Source organism: Gordonia sp. w5E2 (assembly GCF_036540975.1).
Classification (GTDB): domain Bacteria; phylum Actinomycetota; class Actinomycetes; order Mycobacteriales; family Mycobacteriaceae; genus Gordonia; species Gordonia jacobaea.
In genome coordinates, this window is sequence record NZ_CP144213.1 from 4,027,491 (window position 1) to 4,054,253 (window position 26,763).

Annotated in this window: 21 protein-coding genes; 9 read left to right on the plus strand and 12 right to left on the minus strand. The window is 63.4% G+C overall.

Translation table 11 applies throughout. The features are described from left to right. Positions 1–7: 7 nt before the first annotated feature. Complete coding sequence (locus RND64_RS18185; RefSeq protein ID WP_331436227.1) at positions 8–1,978, plus strand: primary-amine oxidase; 1,971 nt, start codon at positions 8–10, stop codon at positions 1,976–1,978. Continuing rightward, positions 1,956–3,422 (plus strand): NAD-dependent succinate-semialdehyde dehydrogenase, encoded by a 1,467-nt coding sequence (locus RND64_RS18190; RefSeq protein WP_331436228.1) that lies wholly within the window; start codon positions 1,956–1,958, stop codon positions 3,420–3,422. The genes RND64_RS18185 and RND64_RS18190 overlap by 23 nt, the downstream gene beginning before the upstream one ends. A 104-nt stretch (positions 3,423–3,526) precedes the next feature. Here RND64_RS18190 and RND64_RS18195 read toward each other — a convergent pair whose 3' ends face one another. Further along, positions 3,527–4,381, minus strand: coding sequence for an endonuclease domain-containing protein (locus RND64_RS18195; RefSeq protein WP_331436229.1), 855 nt, complete (start codon positions 4,379–4,381; stop codon positions 3,527–3,529). 304 nt (positions 4,382–4,685) lie between these two features. Between RND64_RS18195 and RND64_RS18200 the strand changes: the two genes are divergently transcribed. Next, positions 4,686–5,276, plus strand: coding sequence for a YdcF family protein (locus RND64_RS18200; protein ID WP_331436230.1), 591 nt, complete (start codon positions 4,686–4,688; stop codon positions 5,274–5,276). Between the two features lie 75 nt (positions 5,277–5,351). Here the strand turns inward: RND64_RS18200 and RND64_RS18205 are convergent, their stop codons facing one another. The 9 genes from RND64_RS18205 to RND64_RS18245 form a co-directional block, all read right to left on the minus strand. Continuing rightward, on the minus strand, positions 5,352–6,806 hold the full coding sequence (locus tag RND64_RS18205) for an aldehyde dehydrogenase (RefSeq protein ID WP_331436231.1): 1,455 nt from the start codon (positions 6,804–6,806) through the stop codon (positions 5,352–5,354). 34 nt (positions 6,807–6,840) lie between these two features. Next, entirely contained in the window at positions 6,841–7,827 is a 987-nt protein-coding gene (locus RND64_RS18210; RefSeq protein WP_331436232.1) for an oxygenase MpaB family protein, read from the minus strand. Positions 7,828–7,854: 27 nt separating this feature from the next. Then, entirely contained in the window at positions 7,855–8,772 is a 918-nt protein-coding gene (locus tag RND64_RS18215; RefSeq protein WP_331436233.1) for a fumarylacetoacetate hydrolase family protein, read from the minus strand. Between the two features lie 62 nt (positions 8,773–8,834). Further along, on the minus strand, positions 8,835–10,028 hold the full coding sequence (locus tag RND64_RS18220; RefSeq protein ID WP_331436234.1) for an FAD-dependent monooxygenase: 1,194 nt from the start codon (positions 10,026–10,028) through the stop codon (positions 8,835–8,837). Then, positions 10,025–11,110 (minus strand): cupin domain-containing protein, encoded by a 1,086-nt coding sequence (locus RND64_RS18225; RefSeq protein ID WP_331436235.1) that lies wholly within the window; start codon positions 11,108–11,110, stop codon positions 10,025–10,027. The genes RND64_RS18220 and RND64_RS18225 overlap by 4 nt, the downstream gene beginning before the upstream one ends. 127 nt (positions 11,111–11,237) lie before the next feature. Further along, positions 11,238–12,137 (minus strand): MarR family winged helix-turn-helix transcriptional regulator, encoded by a 900-nt coding sequence (locus RND64_RS18230; RefSeq protein WP_331436236.1) that lies wholly within the window; start codon positions 12,135–12,137, stop codon positions 11,238–11,240. 286 nt (positions 12,138–12,423) lie between these two features. Then, positions 12,424–13,587, minus strand: coding sequence for an acyl-CoA dehydrogenase (locus RND64_RS18235; RefSeq protein WP_049700780.1), 1,164 nt, complete (start codon positions 13,585–13,587; stop codon positions 12,424–12,426). A gap of 122 nt (positions 13,588–13,709) precedes the next feature. Further along, positions 13,710–14,819 (minus strand): GGDEF domain-containing protein, encoded by a 1,110-nt coding sequence (locus RND64_RS18240; protein WP_331436237.1) that lies wholly within the window; start codon positions 14,817–14,819, stop codon positions 13,710–13,712. Positions 14,820–14,977: 158 nt separating this feature from the next. Next, a complete protein-coding gene (locus RND64_RS18245; protein ID WP_049700857.1) occupies positions 14,978–15,667 on the minus strand; it encodes a TetR/AcrR family transcriptional regulator in 690 nt (229 codons plus the stop codon). Between the two features lie 262 nt (positions 15,668–15,929). Between RND64_RS18245 and RND64_RS18250 the strand changes: the two genes are divergently transcribed. The 4 genes from RND64_RS18250 to RND64_RS18265 all read left to right on the plus strand — a co-directional run bounded on the left by RND64_RS18250 (position 15,930) and on the right by RND64_RS18265 (position 21,187). Next, positions 15,930–17,645, plus strand: coding sequence for an FAD-dependent oxidoreductase (locus RND64_RS18250; protein WP_331436238.1), 1,716 nt, complete (start codon positions 15,930–15,932; stop codon positions 17,643–17,645). A 23-nt stretch (positions 17,646–17,668) separates the two neighbouring features. After that, on the plus strand, positions 17,669–18,121 hold the full coding sequence (locus RND64_RS18255) for a nuclear transport factor 2 family protein (RefSeq protein WP_331436239.1): 453 nt from the start codon (positions 17,669–17,671) through the stop codon (positions 18,119–18,121). Between the two features lie 23 nt (positions 18,122–18,144). Beyond that, positions 18,145–18,963 carry a mycofactocin-coupled SDR family oxidoreductase gene (locus RND64_RS18260; RefSeq protein ID WP_290727378.1) on the plus strand — a complete coding sequence of 273 codons (819 nt, stop codon included), beginning with the start codon at positions 18,145–18,147 and terminating at the stop codon, positions 18,961–18,963. A gap of 226 nt (positions 18,964–19,189) precedes the next feature. After that, positions 19,190–21,187 (plus strand): oxidoreductase, encoded by a 1,998-nt coding sequence (locus RND64_RS18265; RefSeq protein ID WP_331436240.1) that lies wholly within the window; start codon positions 19,190–19,192, stop codon positions 21,185–21,187. Positions 21,188–21,195: 8 nt separating this feature from the next. Here the strand turns inward: RND64_RS18265 and RND64_RS18270 are convergent, their stop codons facing one another. Further along, entirely contained in the window at positions 21,196–22,683 is a 1,488-nt protein-coding gene (locus RND64_RS18270; RefSeq protein WP_331436241.1) for a PucR family transcriptional regulator, read from the minus strand. Positions 22,684–22,891: 208 nt separating this feature from the next. On the opposite strand from RND64_RS18270, the gene RND64_RS18275 reads away from it, so the two are divergent. Then, positions 22,892–24,268: an MFS transporter gene (locus RND64_RS18275; protein ID WP_331436242.1), complete on the plus strand. Its 1,377-nt coding sequence runs from the start codon at positions 22,892–22,894 to the stop codon at positions 24,266–24,268. Positions 24,269–24,372: 104 nt separating this feature from the next. Further along, positions 24,373–24,945 carry a hypothetical protein gene (locus tag RND64_RS18280; protein WP_331436243.1) on the plus strand — a complete coding sequence of 191 codons (573 nt, stop codon included), beginning with the start codon at positions 24,373–24,375 and terminating at the stop codon, positions 24,943–24,945. Positions 24,946–24,958: 13 nt separating this feature from the next. Here RND64_RS18280 and RND64_RS18285 read toward each other — a convergent pair whose 3' ends face one another. Next, positions 24,959–26,644 (minus strand): AMP-binding protein, encoded by a 1,686-nt coding sequence (locus tag RND64_RS18285; RefSeq protein ID WP_442903956.1) that lies wholly within the window; start codon positions 26,642–26,644, stop codon positions 24,959–24,961. Positions 26,645–26,763: the final 119 nt, after the last annotated feature.

Here is a 26,763-nt window from a genome sequence, read left to right on the forward strand (position 1 = left end):
GAGAGTCGTGTCCCCGCATCCCCTGGACCAACCGCATCCCCTCGATCCGCTGACCGCCGACGAATTCCGTTCCGTCACAGCCCTACTCGGTAGCGAGCAGGGGGTCGGCGACGGTTGGCGCTATGCGTCAATCGAACTCGCGGAGCCGACGAAGACCGAACTCGCCGCATTCGACGCCGACGGCACGCTTCCGCCGCGTCGAGCGGTGGTCGTCTGCTTCAACACAGGAGAGAACACGACGTACAAGTCGTTCGTGTCGATCTCGGGTGGCAGCGTCGACTCGTTCGAGCTGATTCCCGACGTCCAGGCGAACTTCACCGTCGACGAGTTCGAGGAATGCGACCGCGTCCTGCGCGCGCACCCCGACGTCCAGGCGGCGCTGGCTCGACGCGGGATCACCGATCTGGACGGCGTTTTCATGGATACGTGGACCTATGGTGGCGCGGTGATCCCCGACGAGTACCGCGGTCGACGCCTCGGCTGGTCGGACACCTGGGTGCGCAACAGTGAGGGCACGAATCCGTACGCGAACCCGGTCGCGGGACTGCACTGTGTGATCGACGTGAACACGATGGAACTGCTGCGCATCGAAGACACCGGCGGATTCGACCAGCCGGAAGTGATGGGCGAGTACGTTCCGCGCCATATCCCACAACGCATTCGGGACACATTCAACCGACCCGAGCTCAAGCCACTGGAGATCACCCAGCCCGACGGTCCGTCGTTCACGCTCGACGGCAATCAGCTCACGTGGCAGAAGTGGTCGCTGCGTGTGGGTTTCAACTACCGCGAGGGCATGACCCTGCACACCGTCACCTACGACGACGGCGGGAACGTGCGCAAGATCGCGCATCGTCTCTCCTTCGCCGAGATGGTCGTCCCCTACCGTGATCCCAGCGAAGACCATTACCGCCGTACGGCTTTCGACATCGGCGAGTGGGGCCTCGGCTTCATGACGACGTCGCTCGAGCTGGGTTGCGACTGCCTCGGCGAGATCCGATACCTCGACGCCACGCTGCACAACAGTGCGGGTGAGCCATACACCATCACGAACGCGATCTGCATCCACGAGGAAGACAACGCCGTGCTGTGGAAGCACGTCGATCACGACGCAGGCGCCGAGGTGCGTCGTATGCGTCGGTTGACGGTGAGTTTCCATGTCACCGTTGCCAATTACGAGTACCTCGTCTACTGGCGCTTCTATCAGGACGGCAACATCGAATGCGAGGTACGCGCCACCGGCATCATGGTGACCACACCGATGCCTCCGGGAGTGACGTCGAATCCACACGGCACGACGGTCGATAACCGCACGTACGCCCCGTTCCACCAGCATTTCCTCGTTGCGCGAATGGATCTCGACATCGACGGCTCCGACAACACCGTGTACGCCAGCGAGACCCTCGTCGAGCCGATGGGTCCCGACAATCCGCTCGGTCTCGGTCTGGTGCAACAGAACACGCCGCTGCTCACCGAGACGGAGGGCATGCAGGACCCCAACTTCGCGACGCAGAAATCGTGGAAGATCGCCAATCCCAACAAGACAACAGCGTTGGGCCTGAATCCCGCGTACAAGCTGGTTCCGACAGGCGCATTCCCGGCGATGTTCGACCCCGCGTCGCCGATCTTCCAGCGTGCAACCGTCATGGGACACTCGCTCTGGGTGACCCCGAACCATCCCGACGAGCGTTGGCCCGCAGGCGAATTCGTCAATCAGTCCGAGCGCGACACCGGACTCGGCGAGTGGACCAAAGCAAATCGACCGATCGAGAACACCGACGTCGTGCTGTGGTACACGTTCGGAATCCATCACATCACCCGTCCGGAGGACTGGCCGGTGATGCCGGCCGACACGGTGTCGTTCTGGCTCAAGCCATTCGGCTTCTTCGATCGCAACCCCTCTCTCGACGTCGAGGCGTCGCCCCCGACTCACTGCCATCACGAAGGGAACTCGCATGACCAGCACCCAGGTGCTTGACCCGCAGGCCGTACTCGACGGAATACCCACCGGCCTCTGGATCGACGGCAAGGAGGTCGAGGCCAAGGGCGGCAAGACATTCGACGTCATCAACCCAGCCACCGAAGAGACGCTGACCGCAGTTGCCGACGCCAGCGTCGACGACGCCGTGTACGCACTCGACCGCGCTGTCGCCGTCGCGGATTCATGGGCAGCGACTCCTGCTCGCGAGCGTGGCGAAATCCTGCGTAGCGCTTTCGAATTGGTCGCCGACCGGGCCGACAGCCTTGCCATGATCATGACGCTCGAGCTGGGTCGTGCACTGCCGGATAGCCTTTCGGAGACCAAGTACGGCAACGAGTTCCTGCGCTGGTTCGCCGAAGAGGCCGTTCGGATCGACGGTCGCTGCACGCAGTCCCCCGCGGGCACCGGTCGAATCCTGGTGAGCCACGGGCCTATTGGGCCGTCGCTCGCGATCACGCCGTGGAACTTCCCGTTGGCGATGGGCACGCGCAAGATCGGCCCGGCATTGGCTGCCGGCAACGTCATGCTGGTCAAGCCAGCACACGAGACACCTCTGACCATGCTGGCATTGGCCGAGATCTTCGCCGAAGCAGGACTGCCCGCGGGCGTGTTGTCGGTGCTGCCGACCACTGACGCACGCGGCGTAGCGTCGGCCATCATCACCGACGACCGGATCCGCAAGATCAGCTTCACTGGTTCGACACCGGTGGGTCGAAATCTGATGGCACAGGCCGCGGAGCGGGTGCAGCGGACGTCGATGGAGCTCGGCGGCAACGCACCATTCGTCGTGTTCGACGACGCTGACATCGACAAGGCTGTCGAGGGCGCGTTTCTCGCGAAGATGCGCAACGGTGGCGAGGCATGCACCGCGGCGAATCGCTTTCTGATCCAGTCCGGGGTTGCGGAGGAGTTCACCGACAAGCTGATCGAGAAGATGTCGGCGGTACGACTCGGACCCGGCTACGAGGAGGGCGTGACGCTCGGACCGCTCGTGACCGCGGCGCAGCGCGACAAGGTCGCCGCGGCGGTGGAAAGTGCTGTCGCACATGGTGGTCGGGTTCGCCTTGGCGGCAAGGCTCCGGAGGGCAAGGGGTACTTCTACCCCGCGACGGTGATCGATCAGGTCGACGCGTACGCACCGGTCACCCGCGACGAGATCTTCGGCCCCGTCGCGGTGATCAGCACCTTCGACTCCGAGGACGAGGCGATCGCCGCAGCGAACTCGACCGTGTACGGCCTCGCCGGCTACTTCTTCACCCGCGACCTCGACCGCAGCATGCGCGTCGCGTCGAAGCTCGACGTCGGGATGGTCGGGGTCAACCGTGGCGTGATCTCCGACGTCGCAGCACCCTTCGGCGGCGTGAAGCAATCGGGCATCGGCCGCGAGGGCGGCTCCGAGGGCATCGACGAGTACCTGACGACGAAGTACGTAGCGCTCTGAGGTCGACTGGGCGCTCGAGAGCGTCGACTGGGCGCTCCAGACCGTCGACTGGGCGTCTCAGAGCGTCGACTGGGCGTCTCTTCGTGCCGACTGGGCGCCCCGGTCTAGTCGAAATACGCACCTCGCCGGTGAAGCGCCTGTCGGATCTCAGCTAGGACGGCGTACGGGTTGTCGCGGAGCTTGGCCTTGTCGACGTAGATCATCAGCCATCCGTCGTCGTGCAGCCGTGCGCGACGTTCGGCGTCGCGAACCTGCTGACCAGGCCTGGTGTGGTACTCGCCGTCGTACTCGATACCGATCTTGAGTGCCTCGTATCCCATGTCGATGCGCGCGTAGACCTCCCCTGTTCCGTCGCGAACCTCGATCTGGAGGTCGGGCGCCGGTAGTCCGCCCTCCAGAATGGTCAAGAGCAGCCATGCCTCCGTGGGCGACTCGATTCGGCTGTCGATCAGCGGTATCAGTCGCCGCAGTTGCACCACGTTGCGCCTGCCCTTCTGCGTAGCTGTGTACTTTGCCAGCGCGGCGACGTCGAGGTCGGTAGCGCGTGCCAGGGCGTCGAGGTACCCGAGCGCGCGTGACGCGAACCGAATGCGGCCGATGTCGAAGGCCGTCCTGATCACGCTCGTGACCTTGATTCCGTCGATGGTCACGATGTCTGCAGGGTCGAGGTCGAGGCGATGAGTGACGGATCCCTTCGCGGGTCGGCCGGAGCAGCTCGTGCCGCGGATCAGTTCGATGGTGAAATCCTCGTCGTACCAGACACTTCCGTGCATGATCAGTGCTGCCATGCCAGCGACCACGACGTCGCCCTGAGCCTGCTGAGCGACCGCGACGATTCGTTGTCGAGCCGTCATCAGCGTCGACTTGGCTATGTAGCCGCTGCCGCGAAGCCGACGGAACGTCGAGTCGAACTCACTGGCGCTGATACCGGTGACGCTCAGAGTTGCCCTGCGCTTCACGACCTCAGGCGAATCTACGTGTGATGCATCGAATGGAGTCATGGTGCTTGGACGCAGAGATAGTTCGATTAGATCCATCCGATTTCTGGCGCGTCCAAGTCGACGCCCCCCGGCTACGCCCACTCGGCAGTCTCGAGCGCCCACTCGGCACTACGAGACGCCCACTCGACACTCTCGAGCGCCCACTCGGCACTACGAGACGCCCAGTCGACACGCCCAACCGCAACGTTACATTCGTGAGAATTGTTGCTGAAGTGATCCCTGTGGCCTTTAGCGCGCACAACCTTCTCCGTACGATGGCCGCATGCGTCTACGAACAGATCTCCGACTGCGTAGCGCCGCGGTGCTGCTGGCCCTGACGACAGTTCTCGCGGGCGGCGTGGTCGCCGCTGCTCCTGCCCACGCCGACATCAACGCGGGCAGCGTCGATCTCGGCAGCTCAGACCTGTTGAGTGCCAACAGTGTGTTCCTGTGGCAGAGTCCGCCGACTCGATACATCGTGGTGCTCGGCGCAAAGCAGGGGGTGTTGGGGCAGCCGCCCGCGATCCTGCAGCAGCGCATGAATGTCGGTGCCCGGCTTGCGCGCACCCATCCATTCAACCGTGTGATCGTGTCCGGCGGCGACACCTGGTGGCTGCCGGTGTCCGAAGCGCAGTTCATGAACATCGGCCTGATCCATCGTGGGGTCCCGATGTGGCAGATGGTGAACGAGTCGGCGTCGACCTCGACAGTCCAGAACGCCGAGTTCACTGTCCGCATGCTCAAGTCGCTGGGCGCCACCGGAGCGGTGGTCGTTACCAACAACTTCCACATGCCGCGCGCGATGAAGAACTTCCGCGACGCCGCCAAGGCGCAGCGCGCCAACCTGCTGTTCCAACCGGCCTACGCAGGCTGACGACACTGATACGACGACGCCCCGTCGAACCACCGCGCGACCCGCGGTCAGACCCCGGCTGCATTCAGCCTCGAATCACTGCATCCGATAGATCGATTTCAGCTGCTGGTAGGCGGCGAGACCCTCGGCGCCGAACTCGCGTCCGATCCCACTGCGTTTGATTCCACCGAACGGTGCGCCCGGATCGGGAATGTAGCCGTTGATGCCGACGGTGCCTGTTTGCATGGCCGCTGCCACCGATGTCGCGCGGTCTTCGTCTGTAGACCAGACGGTTCCGCCAAGTCCGTAGTCCGAGTCGTTGGCGATCGCGATGGCATCCGCGTCGGAGTCGTAGGCGATGATCGACAGCACCGGGCCGAAGATCTCTTCCCGGGCAACCGTGGCGTTGTTGTCGACGTCGGCGAATACCGTCGGCCGCACGAACCATCCGCGGTCGATATCCGTCGGCATCCCGGCGCCACCCGCAACGACGCGAGCGCCCTCCTTGATCCCGATATCGATGTAGCGCGAAACACGCTGCTGCTGTGTGGGACTGGCCATCGGGCCGACGAGTGTGTCGTCGTCGGTGGCGTCGCCGATCTTGACCGACGACACCAACGCCGCGACCGCGTCGACAACCTCGTCGTAGCGTGACCGTGGGGCCAGCACGCGGGTGCCGAGGAAGCAGACCTGACCATTGTTGGCCATCGTCGCAGCGAAGAAGGCCTCCCCCATCCGGCTCAGGTCGAGGTCGGCGTCGTCGAGGATGACGGCGGCGGATTTGCCGCCCAGTTCCAGGCTGACCGGCCGCAGCAATTTCGCGCATGCGGTGGCGACGGCGGTTCCGCCCGCTGTGGAGCCGGTGAATGCGACCTTGTCGATACCGGGATGCGAGACAAGGTACGCGCCGAGTTCCCGTCCGCCCGGAACGATACTGACCACGCCTTCGGGAATCTGCGCTGCCGCAATGGCTTCCGCCAACTCGAAGACGTCGAGAACAGTCTCGGGCGAGGGCTTGATGACGATGGAGCACCCGGCCGCCAGCGCTGGGGCCAACTTGGTCATCAGCAGTGTCTGCGGCACGTTCCACGGCACGATCGCGGCGACCACACCGATCGGCGAACGACGCACCGTGGTCGATTCAATGAAGATCCCGTCGCGACGCTCCTCAACCGGCTGCTTGCGGATCAATTCGGCATAGAAGCGCAGGATGGCTCCGGGGAACGGCGCTTCGAGTTGCCGCGCGATGCTGATCGGCATGCCGTTCTGCTGTGAGATCAGATCGATGATCACATCGGCGCGCTTCTCGAACTCTTCAGCGAGCCGTTCAAGTGCCTCAGCACGGCGCGCGGGTTCCCAGTGCGACCAGCCGGACGGATCGTCGAATGCCCTGCGCGCAACGGCAACTGCGGCGTCGACGTCGGCATCGGTGGCATCGGGAACAGAGCCGATCACCTCTTCGGTACTGGCCGAGCGCACGTCGATTCGACTCGAGCCCAACGGCTTTACCCACCGGCCGCCGAGGAACAACGAGGAATGGTCAATGGTCATGATTCTGCCTTTCGTGATGTATGTGGACCCCGGATCAACCGAGGGCGTGCGCCTCGTGTGCTTCGGCGACTTCGCGCGGTTCCTGCTGCGCGGCCTGCCCGGCAGGATGTGGGCATCGGGCCGGAGCGCGGTCTACCGCGCCGGCGGCCGCAGCCTCTGCCTTGCGGCGACGGTAGATCTCGGGGAGCGACTCGATCGGGTCGGGTAGCACCTTCTCGCTCATGAACAGGCCGAACCGGACTCCTCGCCGCGACGCCGCCACCGCCCACTTCGACGGCCGTTTCATTCCGTGCGCCGTGATGACCGGGTCCGGCAGCATCGAGACCACCAGCGTCCGGGCGACGGGGTGCAGGAGCTTCGGGAAGTGCCGCTTCGCAAAGGGTTCCAGCACCCTTTCGGCAACTTCAGCACCGTATTGATTCGACGGCCAGTCCCGGCCCTCGTATTCGTCCATGTAGTCGTTCATGGCCGCGAAATCGCTCGGGAATCCGGTCAGTTCGCCGCCGGTCTCGGCATTGCGGAACAACTTGCACATCCGCGACCAGAATTCCCACGACGCCTGCTGCTGCTTCTCGGTGAACCCGGCCATCCCCAGCCGCAGCCGGAGGCGATGCATCATCGCGCCCTCGTAGCAGAGCGTGTAGATGTAGTCGTCCTCGTGGCCGAAGTTGCCGGGAAACTTCTTCGCGTAGTAGGCGTGCAAGTTGTTGAGCGAACGGACCGAGCGCGCTGTCGACTCGTGGTCCGGGCCGTTCTCCCACCACACGAGCATGTGTCGGCTGGTGTCATCCATGCGCCTGTTGGGGTTGGTGTACATCTTGCCCTCGCCGTGCCGTAGAACGGCTTCGGCACCCCAATCCGTGATGAGAAAGTTGGGGAAGGTGAAGGCGTAGATGTAGTCCATCAGGAAGTCGTTGACGTAGTACACGCTGCTGAGCTTCCAGATTCTGTCGTAATCGATTGCGGGATCGAGTGATTCGATTTCCTTCGCGATCCACTTGTACGGCTTTGTACGTGCCATGTTGAGGGTTCCTCTCTTCTTCGGCGGCTAGGCGCCGATCCGGTCGCGGACCGGGGTGATCTCGGCGGGTGGCTTCGGCCCGCGGTTGGCGCCACGGGTCGGGCAGGCGACCGCGCCGTCAGAGCTGACGGCGACGGTCAGCGCACCTACGCGGTTGATCTCGACGGAGATCGAATCCCCGTCATGGATCTGCCCGATCCCTGCAGGTGTACCGGTGGTGACGATGTCGCCGGGAAGCAGTGTCATCACCGACGACGCGTAGGCGATGAGTTCCGGTACGCCCCAGATCAGGTCGGCGATGTCGGCATCCTGGCGCAGCACGCCGTTGACGGTGGTGCGCAGTCGCAGATCAGCGGTCGAGCCGACCTCGTCGGGTGTGACAAGCCACGGACCCACCGGGGTGAAAGTATCGAAAGACTTTCGGGTGGAACGGTCTTCGCCGCCCCGCATGGTGATGTCGAGCAGGCACGTGTAGCCCGCGATCACGCCGGCGGCCTCCTCGACCGACACATCTCGCGCGGTCGTTCCGATGACGACGGCGAACTCGCCCTCCTGATCGAAGCGACGGTCGTCGTAGGGCAGGCGGATGATTCCACCGTGGGCGATAACCGACGTCGGCGCCTTCAGGAACACGCCGAGTGCGTCGATGTTGAAGTCCTCGTTCATCTCGCTCTGGTGGTCGCGGTAGTTCACCGGTGCGGCAACGATTTTTCCGGGGTCGGGGATCAGTGGAGCGACGGTGACGGCGCTGCTCTCGTGGTCGTCGCAGCGCGCCAGCAGTGCGTCGTCGAGCACGAGTCCGTCGTCGATCGCGTGGAGGAGGCGTCGAATGGGGCTGTGACCCTTGCCCTCTCCGGCGAACGGGGTGAGGTCGGCGATGCCCGCGTCGGTGAGCACACCGACCCGGTCGGCACCGGCGGAAGTACGGAAGCTGATGATCTTCATAGGGATTTGAAACCTTTGCCGTAGAGGTGAAGTGGAGTCTCGGGGTTGTCACCGGGTGGTGCTCAGCGGGCCGCGAGAACGGGCTCCCGATCGAGGTACAGCCAGTCGAGTTCGGTGTAGTCGTCGGCGGCGCGAGCTCGAAACACCCTGTTGCGCAGGGCGAGCATTGCCGGGTCGTCGGTGTGCCAGGTCCGACCCCATGGCCGCGCGATGGTCTGGCATCGAACTGCGAGGGGTACACGGGCCTGTTCGTAGTTCTTGAACGCGCGCCCGAGGTCCTTCGGAAAGGTCTCGAGGCTGCGCGCGAGCTCTAGCGCGTCTTCGAGTGCCTGGCAGGCACCCTGCCCCAGATACTGCAGCATCGCGTGCGCGGCATCCCCGATGAGCACGCTGTGGTCGGTGCTCCAGTCGCTGATCGGTTCCCGGTCGTACACTGGCCACGCGCGCGAGGTGTCGAGCCGGGTGAGGCTGTCGGCGACCTGGGGACAGGCGATCGAGAACATCTGGTCGAACTCTTCCAGCGATCCCCAATCACTCTCTCCACGTGCGAATTTCGGGCTCTCGTAGACGGCGACCTGGTTGTAGAGCTCGCCGCGTCGGACCGGGTACTGCATGAGGTGGATGCCCGGTCCGATCCAGAGCGCGACGTCGTCGGTGCTGATCTCGTCGGCGATCTCACCGATGGCGATCGCTCCGCGATGTGCGATGTGCCCGCTGAACACCGGTTCGGAGGTGTCGAGGAGTTGTCGGACGCGGGATCGGATGCCGTCGGCACCAACGAGGAGACCTGCCGTGTAGGACGTCCCGTCGTCGAAGGCCACTTCGGCGTGGTTGGGGTGCTCGGTCACCGCGATCACACGCCGGTTGGTCTCCAGGGTGATCAGATCGTGAGAGCGGCAGGCGCGCAGGAGAATATCGAGGATATCGCTGCGGTGGGCGACCAGATAGGGATAGCCGTAGCGTCGCCGGAACGCGTCGCCGAAATCCAGTTCGGTGAGCACGTCCGCAGTCACCGCATCCCGCACCACCGCACGGCGCGGATGAACGGCGATGGCCGTCAGCTCATCGAAGACACCAAGTCGATCGAACGCGCGAGTCGCGTTGGGCCCCAGTTGAAGTCCAGCACCGACCTCGGTGAATGCGGCGGCCTGCTCGACGAGGCGGACCGGCCTGCCGGTCCGGGCGAGTGCCAGCGCGGTACCGAGACCGCCGATGCCACCGCCGACGACGAGGGTGTCGAAGTGTCGGGTGCTCATGTGTTTGCCTCCGTCGCAGAGCGATACAGCGACAGCGCCTCGAGAACCGGAGCGTCACTGGTGGTGAAGATGTCGAGTTGGGTGTGCGCGTGCAGTCGATGCTGCGCCCACGACGGAATCACGAAGATGTCGCCGGACCCGAGAGTGAAAGATTCGCCGTCGATGTCGACGGTGCCGCGACCGTCGAAGACCGCGCACACGCGGGACCCGGTCTGCCGATCCGTCGGGGTCGCGACTCCGGCGCGAACACGCCGCATCTCGCAGCGCAGCGTCGGCATGACATCTCGATCACGGACCGGGTCGCGGAATCGGAGGGAGACATCGCCGGTGGTCGACGTCTCCGCGAGCGCCGACAGCGCGGCATCGGTTGCGGCCCAACGGTAGACGGTCAGCGGTGAATGCGCGGGCAGCTCCTCGCGCGCATCGACCGGCGCAAGACCGGCACCCTGCCCGTATCGTCGTTCAGCGGCAGACCGCGGCGCGACGCTCTGATCGACTTCCTCGCTTCGGCCCTCTTCGAAGAAGATCGCATCGAGTGCGGCGACCACCGGCAGGTCGAGGACATCGAGCCACATCATCGAGCTGTTCCCGGGATTGTGGTGCTCGTGAAAGGTCCACGACGGCGTGAGGACCAGGTCGCCTCGGTTCATCACCACGGGGTCACCGTCGAGCACGGTGTAGACGCCACCGCCGTCGAGGATGAAGCGCAGCGCCGCCGGGGTGTGCCGGTGAGCCGGCGCGAGTTCGCCGGGGAGCAGGAATTGCACAGCGGCCCACAACGTGGACGAAATGTACGGGGCACCCCCGAGTCCGGGATTGGACAGGGCAAGTACACGCCGGTCCCCGCCTCGATCGATTGGCACGAGATCACCAGAGCGAGAAGCGAGTTCACGCAAGTGTTCGGCTTGCCAGCGGAACGGCAGACTCGCGACGCGCGGCGTCGGTGTCAGCAAGCCCCTCATCTCCCAGAGCGGCTGCAGATGATGCTGCGCGATGTCGGCGTAGAGCGCGTCTCGTTCGGGATCGGCGGACCCATAACGGCGAGCGCCGTCAGTATTCGCCTCGGTCTCAACGATTGTCATTAGAGGGCGACCTCCCGGCTGCTAGATAGTACGTGTACAAACTATCTGCGCTGTTTGTGACTGTCAACACCTCCATGGTCAGAAGAGGTCGGGTTCACGGGTCGATACGCGTGCAGACCAGTAGGACTCAGCGCAGCGCTTCGAAGTCCCCGTCCGAGCTTTCCGACGGAGCGCAGCGGGCAACAGCTCGCATCAATCGCACGAACTCCACCCGCTCGGTTCCGTCGAGGGCATGCAGCAACTCGTCTTGCACTCGCAGAACCGTCGCGGTGATACGAGGCAAAGCGGTTGTAGCGCGAGCACTCAGCGCGATCATCATCCGCCGCCGGTCTTCGGGCGAGGGTTCACGCTCGATCCAGCCACTATCGGAGAGTCGCGCCATCATCTCGGCCACCGTGGACGAGTCGAGCGACGCCCGTTCCCCGATCGCCACCTGGTCGATGGTGCCTGCATCGGCCACCGCCACCAAAACCGCATACTGCGGTCCGGTGAGCTCTTGCCCGAAGTGGTTGGACCACAACGAGGAATGGACCTGTTGGGCACGCCGAATGAGGTAACCGGGGGTGGCCGACATCGCCAAGGTGGGCACGGCGGAACGCTGCGGCTTCTGCAACTCTGCAATCTCCGACACCCCCGAGATCATCCGGAGAAGTCGAATCAGATCGTCGGAGTCGTTGTCCGACAACGTCTTGAGGAGAGTGCGCTGGACCCGCCGTGCGCGTGTCGTGAGGTCCGGGATCGCGGCCAGCCCGGCGTCAGTGAGCTCGAGGATGCGACGGCGAGCGTCCTCGGGATCACGACGACGGGCGATCAGCTCCTTGCGTTCGAGCCTGCGCACCACTCCTGCACAGGTCGACTTATCAAGGGAGGCAATCTCTCCCACGGTCTTTTGATCAACCCCGGCCCACCCGGCCACCGCGACGAGCGTGGCATATTGCGGTCCGGTCACTTCGGAGCCGACCTCGTTTGACCAAAGTTCGGTGTGAATGCGTTGCGCGCGGCGGATCAGGTGCCCGGGCGAATCCATCAGATGCAGTGTCATCGGCGGCCGCGCCGGCATCGGACTCCCTTCGACGACAAGACGCTCACCGACCGGTCGTCGGAGTCACCGGACGGCAATTCATGTAGAGGGTAGCCGGACAACGCCAAGGACGAAGCGTCACTCATCGAGAGACCAGATCAGCGGGTAGGCCGACCCCCGTGCCGGCGAGCGGTACCGACACGACGCGCAGGGGTATGCACTCGACACGAGTGCCCGCTCGTCTATTCGGCGAGCGGGCACTGTGCAATTGCGTAATGCTGCGTCAACGACCTCAGCGCAGCAGCGCGCGGCTCATCACGACGCGCTGGATCTGGTTGGTGCCCTCGTAGATCTGCGTGATCTTGGCGTCGCGCATCATGCGCTCGACCGGGAAGTCGCGCGTGTAGCCCGCGCCGCCGAACAGCTGCACGGCGTCGGTGGTGACCTGCATCGCGACGTCGGAGGCAAAGCACTTCGACGCCGAGCTGATGAAGCCGAGGTTCTTCTCGCCGCGCTCGGCGCGAGCGGCCGAGGTGTAGACCATCAGGCGCGCTGCCATGATGTTCATCGCCATGTCGGCGATCATGAACTCGACGCCCTGGAACGTGCTGATCGGGCGGTCGAACTGGCGACGCTGCTTTGTGTATTCGATGGCCTGGTCGAGTGCGCCCTGCGCGATTCCCACGGCTTGCGCGCCGATCGTCGGGCGGGTGTGGTCGAGGGTCTCGAGTGCCGTCTTGAAGCCGGTACCCGGCTCGCCGATGATGCGGTCGGCCGGGATGGTGCAGTCCTCGAAGTACAGCTCCGCGGTGGGCGAACCCTTGATGCCCAGCTTCTTTTCAAGCGGCCCGACCGTGAAACCCGGATCGTCCTTGTGCACCATGAACGCCGAGATTCCGTGAGCACCCATGTCGGGGTCAGTGACCGCCATGACGGTGTACCACGTGGACTTGCCGCCATTGGTGATCCAACACTTGGTGCCGTTGATGACCCAGTTGTCGCCGTCCTTGCGCGCACGCGTCTTCATCGCCGCTGCGTCAGAACCAGCCTCACGCTCCGACAGGGCGTACGACGCCATGGCTTCGCCGGAGGCAATGGAAGGCAGGACCTGCTGCTTGAGCTCTTCCGATCCGTTGAGGATCAGGCCCATCGTGCCGAGCTTGTTCACCGCCGGGATCAGCGAAGCAGAAGCGTCCACTCGGGCCACCTCTTCGATCACGATGCATGCGGCCACCGAGTCGGCACCCTGGCCCCCGTACTGCTCAGGTACGTGGATCGCGTTGAACCCCGAGGTCGTCAGCGCCTTCAGCGCTTCTTCGGGGAATCGTGAACGCTCGTCTACGTCTGCCGCGTGCGGCTCGATCTCCTTGAGCGCGAGTGCTCGAATCGCCTCGCGGAGCGCAAGATGCTCTTCTGGCAGCTGGAATAGATCGAAATCGGGGTTGGCATACCCCATGAGAGCCTCCTCATTCAGTCAACGATGACATGATTTTAGGATGATGATGCGTTCCCGTGAACGCGACACTGAGTGTCATATTACTCGCCCTGCAAGCCCATTGTCGACACTCGGTGCCACCCTTACGTCCATTCGACACGATCACCGCCCGCGCGCTTCGCGCGGTACATCGCCGCATCCGACGAGCTGAGCGCAGCGCAGAGCACGTCGGCGCTCGACGACACCGTCGATGTCGGCCAGAGCGTCACCAGACACAGCCCGACGCTCGCGCGCACGTCGTACTGCGGAGACGATTGAGCGATCGCTTGCCGTATCAGATCGCCGATCTGCTCCACCCGTGTGAGCGAAGGCTGCGGACACACGACGGCGAATTCCTCCCCGCCGGTCCGCGCCACCAGGGCCCGCGGCGAGACGACGTCCCCGATCGCGCGCACGACGTCGCAAAGAATTCTGTCTCCGGTGCCGTGGCCGAACGTGTCGTTGATGCGTTTGAAGTTGTCCAGGTCGATGGCGATGAAGATCGCGCGGCGTTCGTCTTCGGTGGAGAGGTCGCGAATGAGCAGGTCGAATCGGCGCTCGAGACCCCGCCGATTGAGCGCGCGGGTGAGCGGGTCGTGGTCGGACTCTGCGGCGTCGTCGCGCAAGACGAGTACCGCCACCTGCTGGCCGAACGGAACGGTGACGATCGTGACCGCCGCGATCATGCAGATGAACAGACCGAGCATCGCGTGATGGTCAACGACAACAAGCGCATACAGCACGGAGATGAACACGCCCGCGACAACCAGGATCACCGCCAGATGTCGGACACTGTGGAAAAGCGAGACATACGCGGCCAGTGCCGCATACGCACATGAGCCGACCAACCCGACGAGCGGCATCCCGATCACGAACAGCGAGATGCCGTACAACATGCACATCGCGTAGACGCGAATGAGAGAGCCCCGACGCGACGGCCAGGACGGAGCGATCAGCCAACTGATCCCGATGATCAGGGCAATCACGTTGTCGGCGACGAGGACGGCTCGTGCGATGGTGGTGTCCGGTCCACCGTCGACCGCGAGCAACAGCATTGCGCCGATGGCCACGAGCACAACGCTCAGGCCGACGCAACCGCGCACAAGTGCGCCCATCCCGCTGGATTTGATCGACGCAACCACGGCGTCGTAACCGTCTGGCGCCATCCACGCCCGACGCAGCGCGTGCGAGTACCGCTGAGTCTGAACACTCACGGAGACTCCTCGAAACTGCTCCCCCGGGTGCCGCGCCACCTACAGCACATGGCAGGCAACGCCGACCACGGACCACATCATGGCACTTCAGCGACCATTTCGCGCTTGAATCACTCGCGACCCGCTCGTATTCATATGATCAGGTGATCGAAGAAGTGTCAGGTGCCAGAGTCAGGGATCGTCGAGCCGATCTTTTCGCTGACCGCCCGCGAGATTTCGAGTGCCGACGCGCCTGCGGGGAAGGTGATCACAGCTACCTCGGGCCGTCCGCTGGCACCGAGGGCCATCCGAATGCGTTCGAGGTCTCGACGCAACCGACCGAGCGTCGCGTCCGCGTCGCCGCGGATCATCGACCGCAGAAGGTAGTTGTGCGCCGACGTGATCGCTGCGGCGAACGCGACGATGTCGACCGGCGACTCGTCGGGTAGCCGACTGCGCAGATACTCCTCGAAAACCCGCTGGTACCGATACGTCGTCACCAACTCGCGTTCACGCAGTGTCGGCACCTTCGATACGACGTCCATGCGTCGAACCGCCAGGTCACGGGTGTTGTGAAAGTGCGTGAACACCAGCTCGGCTGCTGCGCACACCGCAGTCGGCGGGTCGACGTCGTCACTGTCGGCGAGTTGCGCGGCCACGTCGGTCAGCAGTTCCTCGTGGTCGGCGAAGATCATGTCCTCTTTCGACCGGAACTGTCGAAACAGGGTTCGGCGCGACACACCCGCGGCGGCCGCGATCTGATCGACCGTCGTCGACTCGTAGCCGTTTTCGCTGAACAGACGGATCGACGCCGCGACGACCTGGGTTCGGAGATCGACCGATCCGCCCGCTGTGTCACTCGGTGCCATGGATTCAGTATCGCTGGTGGCCAACCCGTTGTGCCAACGCGCAGCCGCCCGGCGTGTGCGAAAGGAGCACCGATCGTCGGATGGTCGACCGAGAAGTCACTTCTGTAATTATTTTCGAATATCTATTGCGTTACCGAAACTGAGCGAGTAGACCTGATGACAGGTGATGCGCGTCACACCTTCGATCGGTAGCCAGCGCGACCGAAAAGCTCCTACTTCGAGCCACGCTGCGCACGACATCTCGCACATGAAAGTGACACCCATGAGCAATCCTCAACCGAACACTCGGGCGGCTCTACGCGAATCAGCCGCCCCTGCAACCACACCGTCCGAGCCCGATGCCGTTGCCGACGTCGTCGTGGTGGGCGGCGGAGGTGGCGGCCTTCCCGCAGCACTATTCAGTCGATGGCTCGGCGACGAGGTCATTCTCTTGGAGAAGGCCGACCAGCTCGGGGGTACCGCGCGTAAAGCCGCATTTTGGTACTGGGTACCCAACAATCGCCCACTGCGCGAAGCCGGTCTGACCGATCGTGAAGAGGACTACCTCCGGTTTGTCGCCCGACTGTCGCGACCAACGATGTACGACGCCACGGAGCCGACGCTCGGCGTTCCGCAAGAAGAGTACGACGCATACCGTGCGATCTACGAAAGCGCCTCCCCCGCAGCAGAATTACTCAACTCGCGCGGCGCACTACCGTACCGCCACGTTCCCGATGCGTACGACTACTGGTCGGAGATCGACGAGAACAAGACCCCGCAGGGCCGAGTACTCATCCACACCGACGCAAAGGAGTCGATGGCCGACGGAGGTGCGCGCAGCATCGAGAGCATGACCGAGTCCGCGGTGCGCGACGGAGTCGATATTCGGCTCGGGTTCAGAGTCCAGCGCACCATCATCGAGGACGGAAGGGTTGTCGGAGTTCAGGCGACATCAGCTGCCGGCGAGAAGATTTCGGTGCTGGCCCGCAAAGCGGTGATCTTCGCGACCGGCGGATTCACGCACGACGCCGAGTTGCGTCGCAACTTCTTGTCGGCGCCGCTGTATCCGGGGTGCGCGGCTATCACCAACGAGGGCGACTTCGTGAGGATCGCGGCATTCGCAGGAGCGCAGACACGAAACATGAACTACGCGTGGATGTGTCCGATCTCGTTGGAACGCGCGGTGAACAATCCGTCGTCGCTCATCGGAAGTTTCTGCGTCGCAGGTGATTCGACGTTGTTCGTGAACAAGTACGGCAAGCGGACGATGAACGAGAAGTTGCAGTACAACGAACTCGCGCAAGAATTCTTCACCTGGGATGCGCAGCGCGCCGAGTACCCGAATCTCGTCATGATTCAGATCTGGGATCAACGCAGTCAGGACAACAGTGCGGACACGGAGTACGGGCGTCTGATTCCTCCACCCGGTGCCGACGACGCACACGTCATCAGTGGCGCCACGCTCTCGGAACTCCGCGACAACATCGCCGATCGTCTCGAGCGCTACCGCGACCGAACCGGTAATGCTGCACTGGCAGAAGACTTTCTGGCCAATCTGGAGAGCTCGATCGCGCGGTTCAACACGTTCGCACACAACGGCGTCGACGAGGATTTCCATCGCGGAGAGAAGCCCGTCCAGCTCATGTTCAACGGCGCGGTCAAAGACGAGCCGGGGCACACGAATCCGACGATGTGGCCGCTCTCCGACTCGGGCCCCTATTACGCAGCATTGCTCGTCGGCGGCACACTCGACACCAAAGGCGGACCGAAGACAGACACCAATGGTCGTGTACTTGACGACAATTCAACGCCCATCCCAGGTTTGTACGGTGTCGGCAACTGCGTCGCCTCCGCATCTGCCCAGGCGTATTGGGCAGGTGGCGCGACACTCGGGCCGATCATCGCCTTCGCCTATCGCGCCGCCCACGCCGCGCATTCCGAACCAGCCCGACACAATCGCGACGTCCACGCCGCTACCGATCACGTCGCTCACGCGTGATCACACTCTGAAAGGAAGAACCGATGACAATTTCAACCCAGACGATGACGAGAGAGCAGCGGAAGTCCGTCGCAATCGAGTACTTCAAGCGGTTTGACAACGGCGGCGACGTGCTCGGCCTATTCGCCGACGACGCAACCGTGTACTTCCCCAAATGGGGTGTCGCAGAAGGAAAAGAAGAGATCGCGCGGATGTTCGGCGATGTGGCGAGCCTCTTCGTCGAGATCCACCACTACCCCGAGTATCTCAAGTTCATCATCGAAGACGACATGGTCGTCGCAGAGGGAATCACCTCCGGAGTGACCTCCGACGGCACCGAGTGGCGCGCAGGTGTCACTCACGCGGGCCGGTGGACCGACGTCTTCGAGATCAGGGACCACAAGATCCAGCGCTGCTACATCTACCTCGACCCCGACTACGCCGGGGCCGACACCGCCCGCTACCCGTGGCTCGCAGACGCCGAAGCGATGGCGTGAACCGAGCGAAGAAGAGGAGCACGATGACTTCACTCGAGGGCAAGGTCGCGCTCATCACCGGCGCAGCGCGCGGTCAGGGCCGACAACACGCAATTACCCTCGCCGAGGCGGGCGCCGACATCGTCGCCATCGACCTGTGTGCGCAGATCCCAGCCATCCCGTATCCGATGGCGACAGCGTCGGATCTTGACGAGACCGTCGCGGCAGTCGAGGGGATCGGTCGGAAGATCGCCGCACGGGTCGGCGACGTGCGAGATCTCGAAGCGATGTCGGCGCTCGTCGACGACGCGCTGGTCCAGTTCGGCCAGATCGACATCGTCTGCGCAAACGCGGGCGTGTACTCGTTCGGGCCGTTGTCGAGCCTGGAGATCGATCCGCAGCGGTGGTCCGATGTGGTCGGCACGAACCTCACCGGGGTGTTCAATACCGTCAAAGTGGCGGCGCCATCGATGATCGAACGGGGCGAGGGCGGGTCGATCGTCCTCACCAGTTCGACGGCAGGCATCAAAGGTCTCCGTTCGATGGCCGACTACACCGCGTCGAAGCACGGCGTCGTCGGACTGATGAAGACCTTCGCGAACGAGCTGGCCCCCCACAGCATTCGGGTCAACTCCGTTCATCCGACCGGCGTGCGAACAGATATGGTCGACAACCCGCAACTCGCCGCCTGGTACGACGAAAACCCGGACATGGCCAACAATGTCAGCGGCAACCTGCTCCCGGTCGACCTAGTCGAAGCGCAGGACATCAGCAACGCTGTGCGCTTCCTGGCATCCGACGACGCGCGCTTCATCACCGGCGTGCAGCTACCTGTGGACGCAGGCTTCACCGAGAGGGCTTGAGCCGTCGGGCTGGGCCGGCCGCCGGCTCAGTCCGGCTCGCCCAGGTCCTAACCCCATAGGGCAAGTGTCTGCCTGTACTGGAGTACGGCGTCTGGGACCATTTTCAGTTTCACGTACATTCACGCTCTGGAGGTGGGTGTGTCAGCGTTGAGGTCGCGAGCACTACGCGCAACACCCCAACACATCCCCGCGGGAACGCAGCCCACCCAGAGGACACCCCATGACGATGGCACAAGACATTGACTCGACGTCAGCAGAGTTCCCGACGCTCTTCAGTCCGCTCGAACTGGGCCCGATCACGCTGAAGAATCGGATTTTCTCGTCCGGCCACGACACCGTCATGGTTCACGACGGACTGGTCACCGACCAATTGGTCGCCTACCACCGCGCACGAGCAGAAGGCGGTGCCGGGCTCATCGTCACTCAAGTCGCCGGTATTCACGAGACAGCCCGATACACTTCGCATGTCTTGATGGTCACCGATGACGACTGCATTCCCGGCTACACGCGCCTCGCGGAGACCGTGCACGAGTTCGGATGCAAGATCATTTCCCAGATCTTCCATCCCGGCCGCGAGATCATGGAGTCGTCCGACGGCGCGCTTCCCGTCGCCCTCGCACCGTCGTCAGTACCGAATGAGCGCTTTCATGTCATGCCGAAAGCCATGACACAGGATGAGATCGACGACATCACTCGTGGTTACGCTGACGGCGCACTACGCCTGCGACGAGCCGGATTCGACGGCGTAGAGATCGTCGCCAGTCACGGCTACCTTCCCGCGCAGTTCCTCAATCCGCAGCTCAACCTCCGGGGCGATGCCTACGGCGGCACTCTCGACAACCGGATGCGCTTCCTGCGCAACATTATTCATACTGTCCGCGAAGCTGTCGGCCCAGACTTCGTGGTCGGTATCCGAATCTCCGCAACCGACAAATCATTCGACGGCGTCGACGAATCCGAGGTAATCGAGATATGTCGCCGCCTGGATGCAGAAAAACTGCTCGACTACTTCAACATCACGGAGGGGACGTCGTCGACGCTGGCCGGTTCAACACACATCGCACCGCCCATGGCCTTTGCGGCCGCATACACGGCACCCTCGGCGCGAACGATTCGTGATGTTGTGACGGCACCCGTTTTGGTCGCGGGTCGGATCAACCAGCCGCAGGAAGCCGAGGCAGTGCTGGCGACCGGGGCCGCCGACGCGTGCGCGATGACGCGAGCGCTTATCTGCGACCCTGAGCTTCCCGTAAAATCGCAGAACCACCAGGCCGAAGACGTGCGCGCATGCATAGCTTGCAACCAGGCATGCATCGGCCACTTCCACCTCGGGTATCCGATCTCGTGCATCCAGCGGCCCGAGACTGGACGCGAACTCGAGTTCGGCACGCTGAAACCAGCCGACACGAGCCGGTACGTGATGGTGATCGGTGGCGGTCCAGCCGGCATGAAGGCGGCGTCGGTGGCAGCTCAGCGCGGCCACCGCGTGGTGCTCTTCGAGGCGTCAGGCCGGGTCGGCGGTCAGGTACTGCTTGCCGAGCAACTGCCCCAGCGGGCCGAATTCGGCGGAGCAGCAACAAACCTCGAACGAGAGCTGCAGCGATACGGTGTCACAGTCAAGACGAGAGTCGAGGTTGACGTTGAGATGGTGCGCAGCGAGAACCCCGATGTCGTCATCGTCGCGACCGGAGCGACGCCGTATCGACCCAGCAGCCTCGAACTCGACGACGCGATGCCTGTTGCTACGACCTGGGACGTGATCAACAGCAGCGCAAGCGGTCTTCCAAAGGGACACATCGTCGTCGCCGACTGGCGCTGCGACTGGTCTGGACTAGGGGTTGCCGAGATGATCGCGCGCAGTGGTGGTCGAAAAGTCACGCTGTGCGTCAACGGATACACGGCGGGCGAAATGCTTCAGCAGTACACACGCAACGCAATGCTCGCATCGGCGATGCGAGCAAAAGTGACCATCATGCCGAACACCCGCCTGTTCGGCGCCGACGACGACACCGTCTATCTGCAGAACACACTGACCTCTGACCCCGTCCTCCTCGAGGATGTATCCGGTTTGGTCATCAATCTCGGTCATATCCAACAGAATTCGCTTCTCAACTCGCTTCGCGACTCGACACCTTTCGAGGTTCACGGCATCGGCGATTGCGTGTCGCCGCGCACCGTGGAAGAAGCAACGTTGGATGCACTGAAGGTATCCGCCGTGATCTGAGTGGGTGATCAACCACTCCGACTGATGCGGTGGGCAACGAGCGCACTCCAGAAGGCTGCGATATCAGCAGAACTCTTGGTGCTGCGTCCGGTCAGCGACTCGATCTTCTTCAGTCGATAGCCCAGTGTTTGTCGATGGATCATGAGCCTCTCTGCGGTTTCCGACCAACTGCGGTTACACGTGAGATACGCATCGAGCGTGTCCACGAGATTCGATTCCGCCTCGGCGTCGTAGTCGATGAGTTCGCCGAGAACTGCTCGCGCTGCGAAGTGAGCCTCGCTGAGTGTTCTTGGCAGGAAGAGCGGTGATGCAGACGAGTATTCGGCGACGGTACTCCCTTCTGCCCGTGCGGCATGCAATGCCCAGCGGGACTGCCGCAGACCATCGCCGATGCGTGCGATCGCGGACGTACGGGCCGACACTCCCATCGCCTCGATGCGCGTCTGTAGCCTCTCGACAACTCGGTCGAAATTGGCGTTGCCGACGAGCAGGTAGCCCTCCTCACCGACAGCCAACGTCATCTTCGGAATCGCCTCATCGCCGATCATCGTGCGAACGAAGCCAAGATCAGCGATGTCGAAGCAAAGGACAACCCACTGCGTGTGGGCAAGTCCAATTTGTTCCAAGAGTGATTCGGCAGCGTCGGGGCCGACCGACCCGTCGACTATTTGCCGGAAAAGACTCTCTTCCGACGCATCGCTTCGTTCACGGTCTCGTGTGTCACGTTCGATTTCGACCGCGACAAGGCTCTGGGCGTGAAGCAAGACGAATGCGTCGACGTCGATATCGTCGGGCCCCTCGGCAATCAGCATGCACGTTCGGTGCGTGGCCAGTGGAAACGCAGTGCCAAGCAGGTCCTCGCCGTCGACCACAGGTAGTCGCGGCGGCAGACGGTGCAGGCTGTCGGCCACAGCAGTCCGAATCAGCGAGATCGTCTCGTGTGGCAAACGTGTGCGGCGGCTCAGCACCTCGGAGCCGACCTCGACATCCACGACGTGGACCTCGATACCGAGTTCGCGCGAGATCTGATCCAGCAGTGTCGACTTGCCGAGGGTCGCTGAACGAGTGGCCTCGTACAGCTTACTCAATCGCGCGATCCGGGTGATCTGATCGCTCTGGGCCGCTACCGCGACCGTGCGGCCGATCGCGGCAAACGGCGTCGAATGGCCGACCAACAACACCGGGTACCCGAGCCTGTCGGCCTCGGCGAGCATCTCGGTATGCAACGGCGGCGCCTGTTGATCATCGCCGATAGCGATCCCCGCGGTGCCGCGGTCGGCAAGCGACGAGATCAACCTGCGCTGGTCCTCGACACCCTCCGGAATGCACATGCCCGTGGTCATGAGGAGTTCGTCCACGCCGACCCAGTTCCACGGGTCCGGCAGTTCGCAGACGTGAGCCCACACCAGCCGTCGACCAAGCCCTGCCTTTCCCGCGAGAGGGACCGTCGACAACTGCCGCATCGCCACCAGGTCACTGATGGTCAGGTCCGGCATGTCCCATACCTCCGTACATCGACTACATCCGTACATCGACAAGATTCGACTCGTCAGATTCTGACTGGCAGATAGCCAGCTACCTACTTTTCATACTGCAGTCGCATTCTAGGATAGATGTGAGCGCGCTTACAGTTTCGGAAGACATCCAGCCCATCCGAGTTCTGAAACTGCCTCCCATCAGGGACAAAAGCAAAAGGGTCCACCAATGAAGACATTCAGTGTGATCGACGAGGCCCCCACGTCGCGCTTTCACCGCAAACTGTTGCTCGCCTGCTGCGGAGGCCCGTTCCTCGATGGTTACGTCCTCAGCATCATCGGCGTCGCGATGGTCGGTATCAAGGACGACCTCCAGCCGAGTAGCGCAGAAGTCGGGCTGATTGGAGCGGCCTCGCTCATCGGCATCTTCTTTGGTGCGACGTTGTTCGGCGCTCTCACTGACCGAATCGGGCGCGAGAAGATGTACGCACTCGATCTCACAGTGCTGGTGGTCGCCTGCGTCGGATGCATATTCGTGCAGAATGCGTGGCAGCTCATCGCGCTACGCCTGATCATCGGGCTGGCCATCGGCGCCGACTATCCAATTGCGACGTCGTTGCTCACAGAATTCACTCCGTCTCGCAAACGCGGATTCATGATTGGGCTGACCGGAGTGAGCTGGTCTGTTGGCGCTGCGACTGCCTATATCGTCGGTGCGCTCATCGTCGGAGCGACCGGCGGTCATCAAGACTGGCGCATCATGCTGGGGACCGCAGCGGCGATGGGGATCATCGTCGTCATCGCGAGGCGTGGCATCCCCGAGTCGCCTCGATGGCTACTGAACAAGGGACGCGTTGCCGAGGCTGAAGCAGTCATCGAACAGATCTACGGTCACAAAGTCGACCTCACGACCGAAGAGCCGGAGACGCAGAAGGGTTCGTTCGTCGACATTCTTCGCGGCGGATACCTCAAACGCACGATCATGTGCGGAACCCTCTACCTGGCTCAGATAACTCCGCAATACGCGATGCTGACGTTCCTTCCAGTCATTCTCGCAGGGTTCTCGGTATCCGACACGGGCTCGGCGGGTCTCGTGGTTGAAACGGTCATCATCGCGCTGTTCGCCGTCGGCACGATCCCAGCGCTTCGCTGGGTGGAGACAATCGGCCGCCGGAAGATGACGATCGTTCCCTTCGCGATCATGGCTATGCCCCTACTGGTCCTCTGGCTGGTCCCAAATGCTCCCATCTGGGTCGTCGTCGTCACTTTCTGTGTATACGCGTTCGCCTCCGGCGGGCCGAGCATCCTCGAGTGGATTTATCCAAATGAGCTGTTCCCCACACAGATTCGCGCAACAGCGGTCGGTGCCGCTGTCGGCATCAGCCGCATCGGCGCCGCCGCAGGGACCTACCTTCTACCGATCAGCATCGACCACTTCGGAATCGGCACGACTATGGGCTTCGGCGCTCTCCTGACCCTCGTCGGCCTCGCTGTGTGCTACGCCTGGGCACCGGAGACAGCCGGCAAAACCCTTGAGCAGACATCGTCGATCGGCACAAAGAGCGCCGCAGCTGCCCCTCTCGCACAGCCAGCCCGCGTCGACTGACCCTCGCGCTCGGTCAGCCGAACGACACCCGGGCCGACGACGGCGTCGACCCGGGTGTTCTCGGCTACATTTTCGACGACCACTCGCCCGTCAGAGGAGATCGCGTGACCGTTCCGTCGTCGCAAGGCCCCGACACTTTGCCGTCAATCCCCCGCTTCGACGCGACGACGCCGCCTCCACCCCCGGGTGTGGTGCGCAGCCAGATGATCGCAGGACCCGACATGTCGTCGCGGGCGGCGAAATCCCTGTTGCTCTGCCTGCGCCGTCAGCTCGTCGTCCAGGCTGCTGTCTTCGGCGGGTTCGGCGTTCTGCTCGTCGTCTTCGGTGCGTTCATGGCGGCAAACGACTCGTCGTCCTCGGCACTGTTCTATGGCTGCGCGCTCCTGGTGCTCACGCCCGCGCTGCCGTTCTTGGCCTACCGTCGGATCATCGCCGTGTGGGCGAGATTCGCTCCAGCGGGCACGCCGATGTCGAGTGAGTTCTCGTTCGATCGCCTCACCCTGACGGCGGGCCCGACGACGAACTCAGTGCATGCGTCGGCGATCACCGGAGTCGCACACCTCGGGACCATGTTCGTGGTGAGGACCCGCCAGTTCGCGACACCCGCCATGGTCTTCCCCGAAGAACTCGTGCCGCCTGCAGTCGGCGCCGACCTGCTCGCGCGCTACGCGATGTGATCGGCGGCGCAGGTCAATTCGCGGCGTTCTTGCGTAGCTCGAACTTGAGTACCTTGCCTGTCGACGTGCGCGGCAACTCGTCGGCGAAGATGATGTCGCGTGGAATCTTGTAGCCCGCCAACAGGGTTCGTGCATACTCGATCAACTCGTCGGAGCTCAGCGACCGCCCCTCCTTCAGCAAGACATACGCCCTCGCCCGTTCGCCCCACTTCTCGTCGGGGACACCGACGACCGCGACGTCGAGCACGGCATCGTGGCTGACGAGCGCTTGTTCGACCTCGATCGTCGAGATGTTCTCGCCACCCGAGATGATGATGTCTTTGGCTCGATCGCGGAGCTGAATGTAGCCGTCCGGGTGCATCACGCCGAGGTCGCCGGTGTGAAACCATCCACCCTCGAACGCTTGTCGAGTCGCATCCGGATCTTTGAAGTACCCGGCCATGATGTTGTTGCCGCGCAACACGATCTCACCGATCGTCGAGCCGTCGGCGGGGACGTCGACAAGTGGCACGACGCCGCGCTCGACGACACGCGCGGGTTCTGCCTGAACCATTCCGACACCCTGCAGCGATAGTTTCGCGGCCCTGTCGGCGGGGTCGAGATCGTCCCAGGCTTCCTGGTACTCGCAGATCGTGTACGGGCCATAGCTTTCGGTGAGGCCGTAGACGTGGACGACACCGATGTCGAGCGCCGCAAGCGCTGCGATCACCGTCGGAGACGGCGGTGCGCCCGCCGTGGTGATCCGGAGCGGCGCGTCGAGGCGGTGCGCGCGTGGTGATCCGGCGATCGTGATGAGAACCGTTGGCGCACCGCACAGATTGGTGACACCGAGGTCGTCGATGGCGTCCCACACCGCGTCTGCGCGCACCAGACGTAGACACACATGCATCGCCGACGCAGCGGTGACCGCCCAGGGCGTGCACCACCCGTTGCAGTGGAACATGGGGAGCGTCCACAAATACCTTGTACTGCCGGTGAATTGGTTGTGGTGCATCTCGCCCAGCGAGTTGAGGTAGGCGCCCCGATGCGTGTACATCACACCCTTGGGCTTGCCCGTCGTCCCCGACGTGTAGTTGATGCTGATGACCCGGTCTTCGTCGTCGACAGTCCACGGGAGCGGCGTCGAATCAAGCTCCTCGGCGCCTGCGAGAAAGTCAGCGTACGAGCGAAGTCCACTGATGCCCGACGATTCGACGTCGCTCGGGGTTGGACCGAACTCGAGGTCGGTGATCTCGACGTACGACGTCACGTCGGGAACTTCGTCGGCGATGGAAGCGACGGTGTGGCGGAACTCGGCGTCGAAGAACAGGGTGGTGACGCCGGCGTGATTGAGGATGTAGACGAGTTCGGGGCCTGCCAGGCGTGAGTTGAGTGCGACAAGAACTCCGCCTGCGAGCGGCACCGCGAAGTGCGCGACGAGCAACTCGGGCACGTTGGGTGCCAGGTAGGCGATCCGCTCACCTGGCCTGATCGTCGACTCGAGGACCCGGGCAAGGCGCTGCACCTCGTCGCCGAACTCCGTGTAGGTCGCCGAACGCGCCCCGTAACGGATGGCGGTGCGATCGCCGAACACCTCGACCGAGCGCTGCAGGAAGCGAAGGGGCGTCATTTCCGAGCGATTGGCGGTCCCGGAGTCGATGCGCCCGAACTCGGCGTCGAGTTGCGCGGTGACAGCGACATCGGTTGTCTGTGACGACACAGTGTTCTCCCTGCTTGGCATCGATGACACGCGGGTGAGGCCCGCGACGTTGACGTGCTCCTACGATATGGACCACACTCGTGTGCACGCCACCCCCGGAAGGAGGTGGCATCGGGGGT

Excerpts from the sequence above, each read along its gene's own strand:
- RND64_RS18220 (WP_331436234.1), bottom strand. The coding sequence starts at position 10,028 with ATGAGCACCCGACACTTCGACACCCTCGTCGTCGGCGGTGGCATCGGC.
- RND64_RS18250 (WP_331436238.1), top strand. The coding sequence starts at position 15,930 with ATGAGCAATCCTCAACCGAACACTCGGGCGGCTCTACGCGAATCAGCC.
- RND64_RS18260 (WP_290727378.1), top strand. The coding sequence starts at position 18,145 with ATGACTTCACTCGAGGGCAAGGTCGCGCTCATCACCGGCGCAGCGCGC.
- RND64_RS18255 (WP_331436239.1), top strand. The coding sequence starts at position 17,669 with ATGACAATTTCAACCCAGACGATGACGAGAGAGCAGCGGAAGTCCGTC.
- RND64_RS18230 (WP_331436236.1), bottom strand. The coding sequence starts at position 12,137 with ATGGATTCGCCCGGGCACCTGATCCGCCGCGCGCAACGCATTCACACC.
- RND64_RS18270 (WP_331436241.1), bottom strand. The coding sequence starts at position 22,683 with ATGCCGGACCTGACCATCAGTGACCTGGTGGCGATGCGGCAGTTGTCG.
- RND64_RS18215 (WP_331436233.1), bottom strand. The coding sequence starts at position 8,772 with ATGAAGATCATCAGCTTCCGTACTTCCGCCGGTGCCGACCGGGTCGGT.
- RND64_RS18265 (WP_331436240.1), top strand. The coding sequence starts at position 19,190 with ATGGCACAAGACATTGACTCGACGTCAGCAGAGTTCCCGACGCTCTTC.
- RND64_RS18245 (WP_049700857.1), bottom strand. The coding sequence starts at position 15,667 with ATGGCACCGAGTGACACAGCGGGCGGATCGGTCGATCTCCGAACCCAG.
- RND64_RS18275 (WP_331436242.1), top strand. The coding sequence starts at position 22,892 with ATGAAGACATTCAGTGTGATCGACGAGGCCCCCACGTCGCGCTTTCAC.
- RND64_RS18235 (WP_049700780.1), bottom strand. The coding sequence starts at position 13,587 with ATGGGGTATGCCAACCCCGATTTCGATCTATTCCAGCTGCCAGAAGAG.
- RND64_RS18200 (WP_331436230.1), top strand. The coding sequence starts at position 4,686 with ATGCGTCTACGAACAGATCTCCGACTGCGTAGCGCCGCGGTGCTGCTG.
- RND64_RS18190 (WP_331436228.1), top strand. The coding sequence starts at position 1,956 with ATGACCAGCACCCAGGTGCTTGACCCGCAGGCCGTACTCGACGGAATA.
- RND64_RS18225 (WP_331436235.1), bottom strand. The coding sequence starts at position 11,110 with ATGACAATCGTTGAGACCGAGGCGAATACTGACGGCGCTCGCCGTTAT.
- RND64_RS18210 (WP_331436232.1), bottom strand. The coding sequence starts at position 7,827 with ATGGCACGTACAAAGCCGTACAAGTGGATCGCGAAGGAAATCGAATCA.
- RND64_RS18205 (WP_331436231.1), bottom strand. The coding sequence starts at position 6,806 with ATGACCATTGACCATTCCTCGTTGTTCCTCGGCGGCCGGTGGGTAAAG.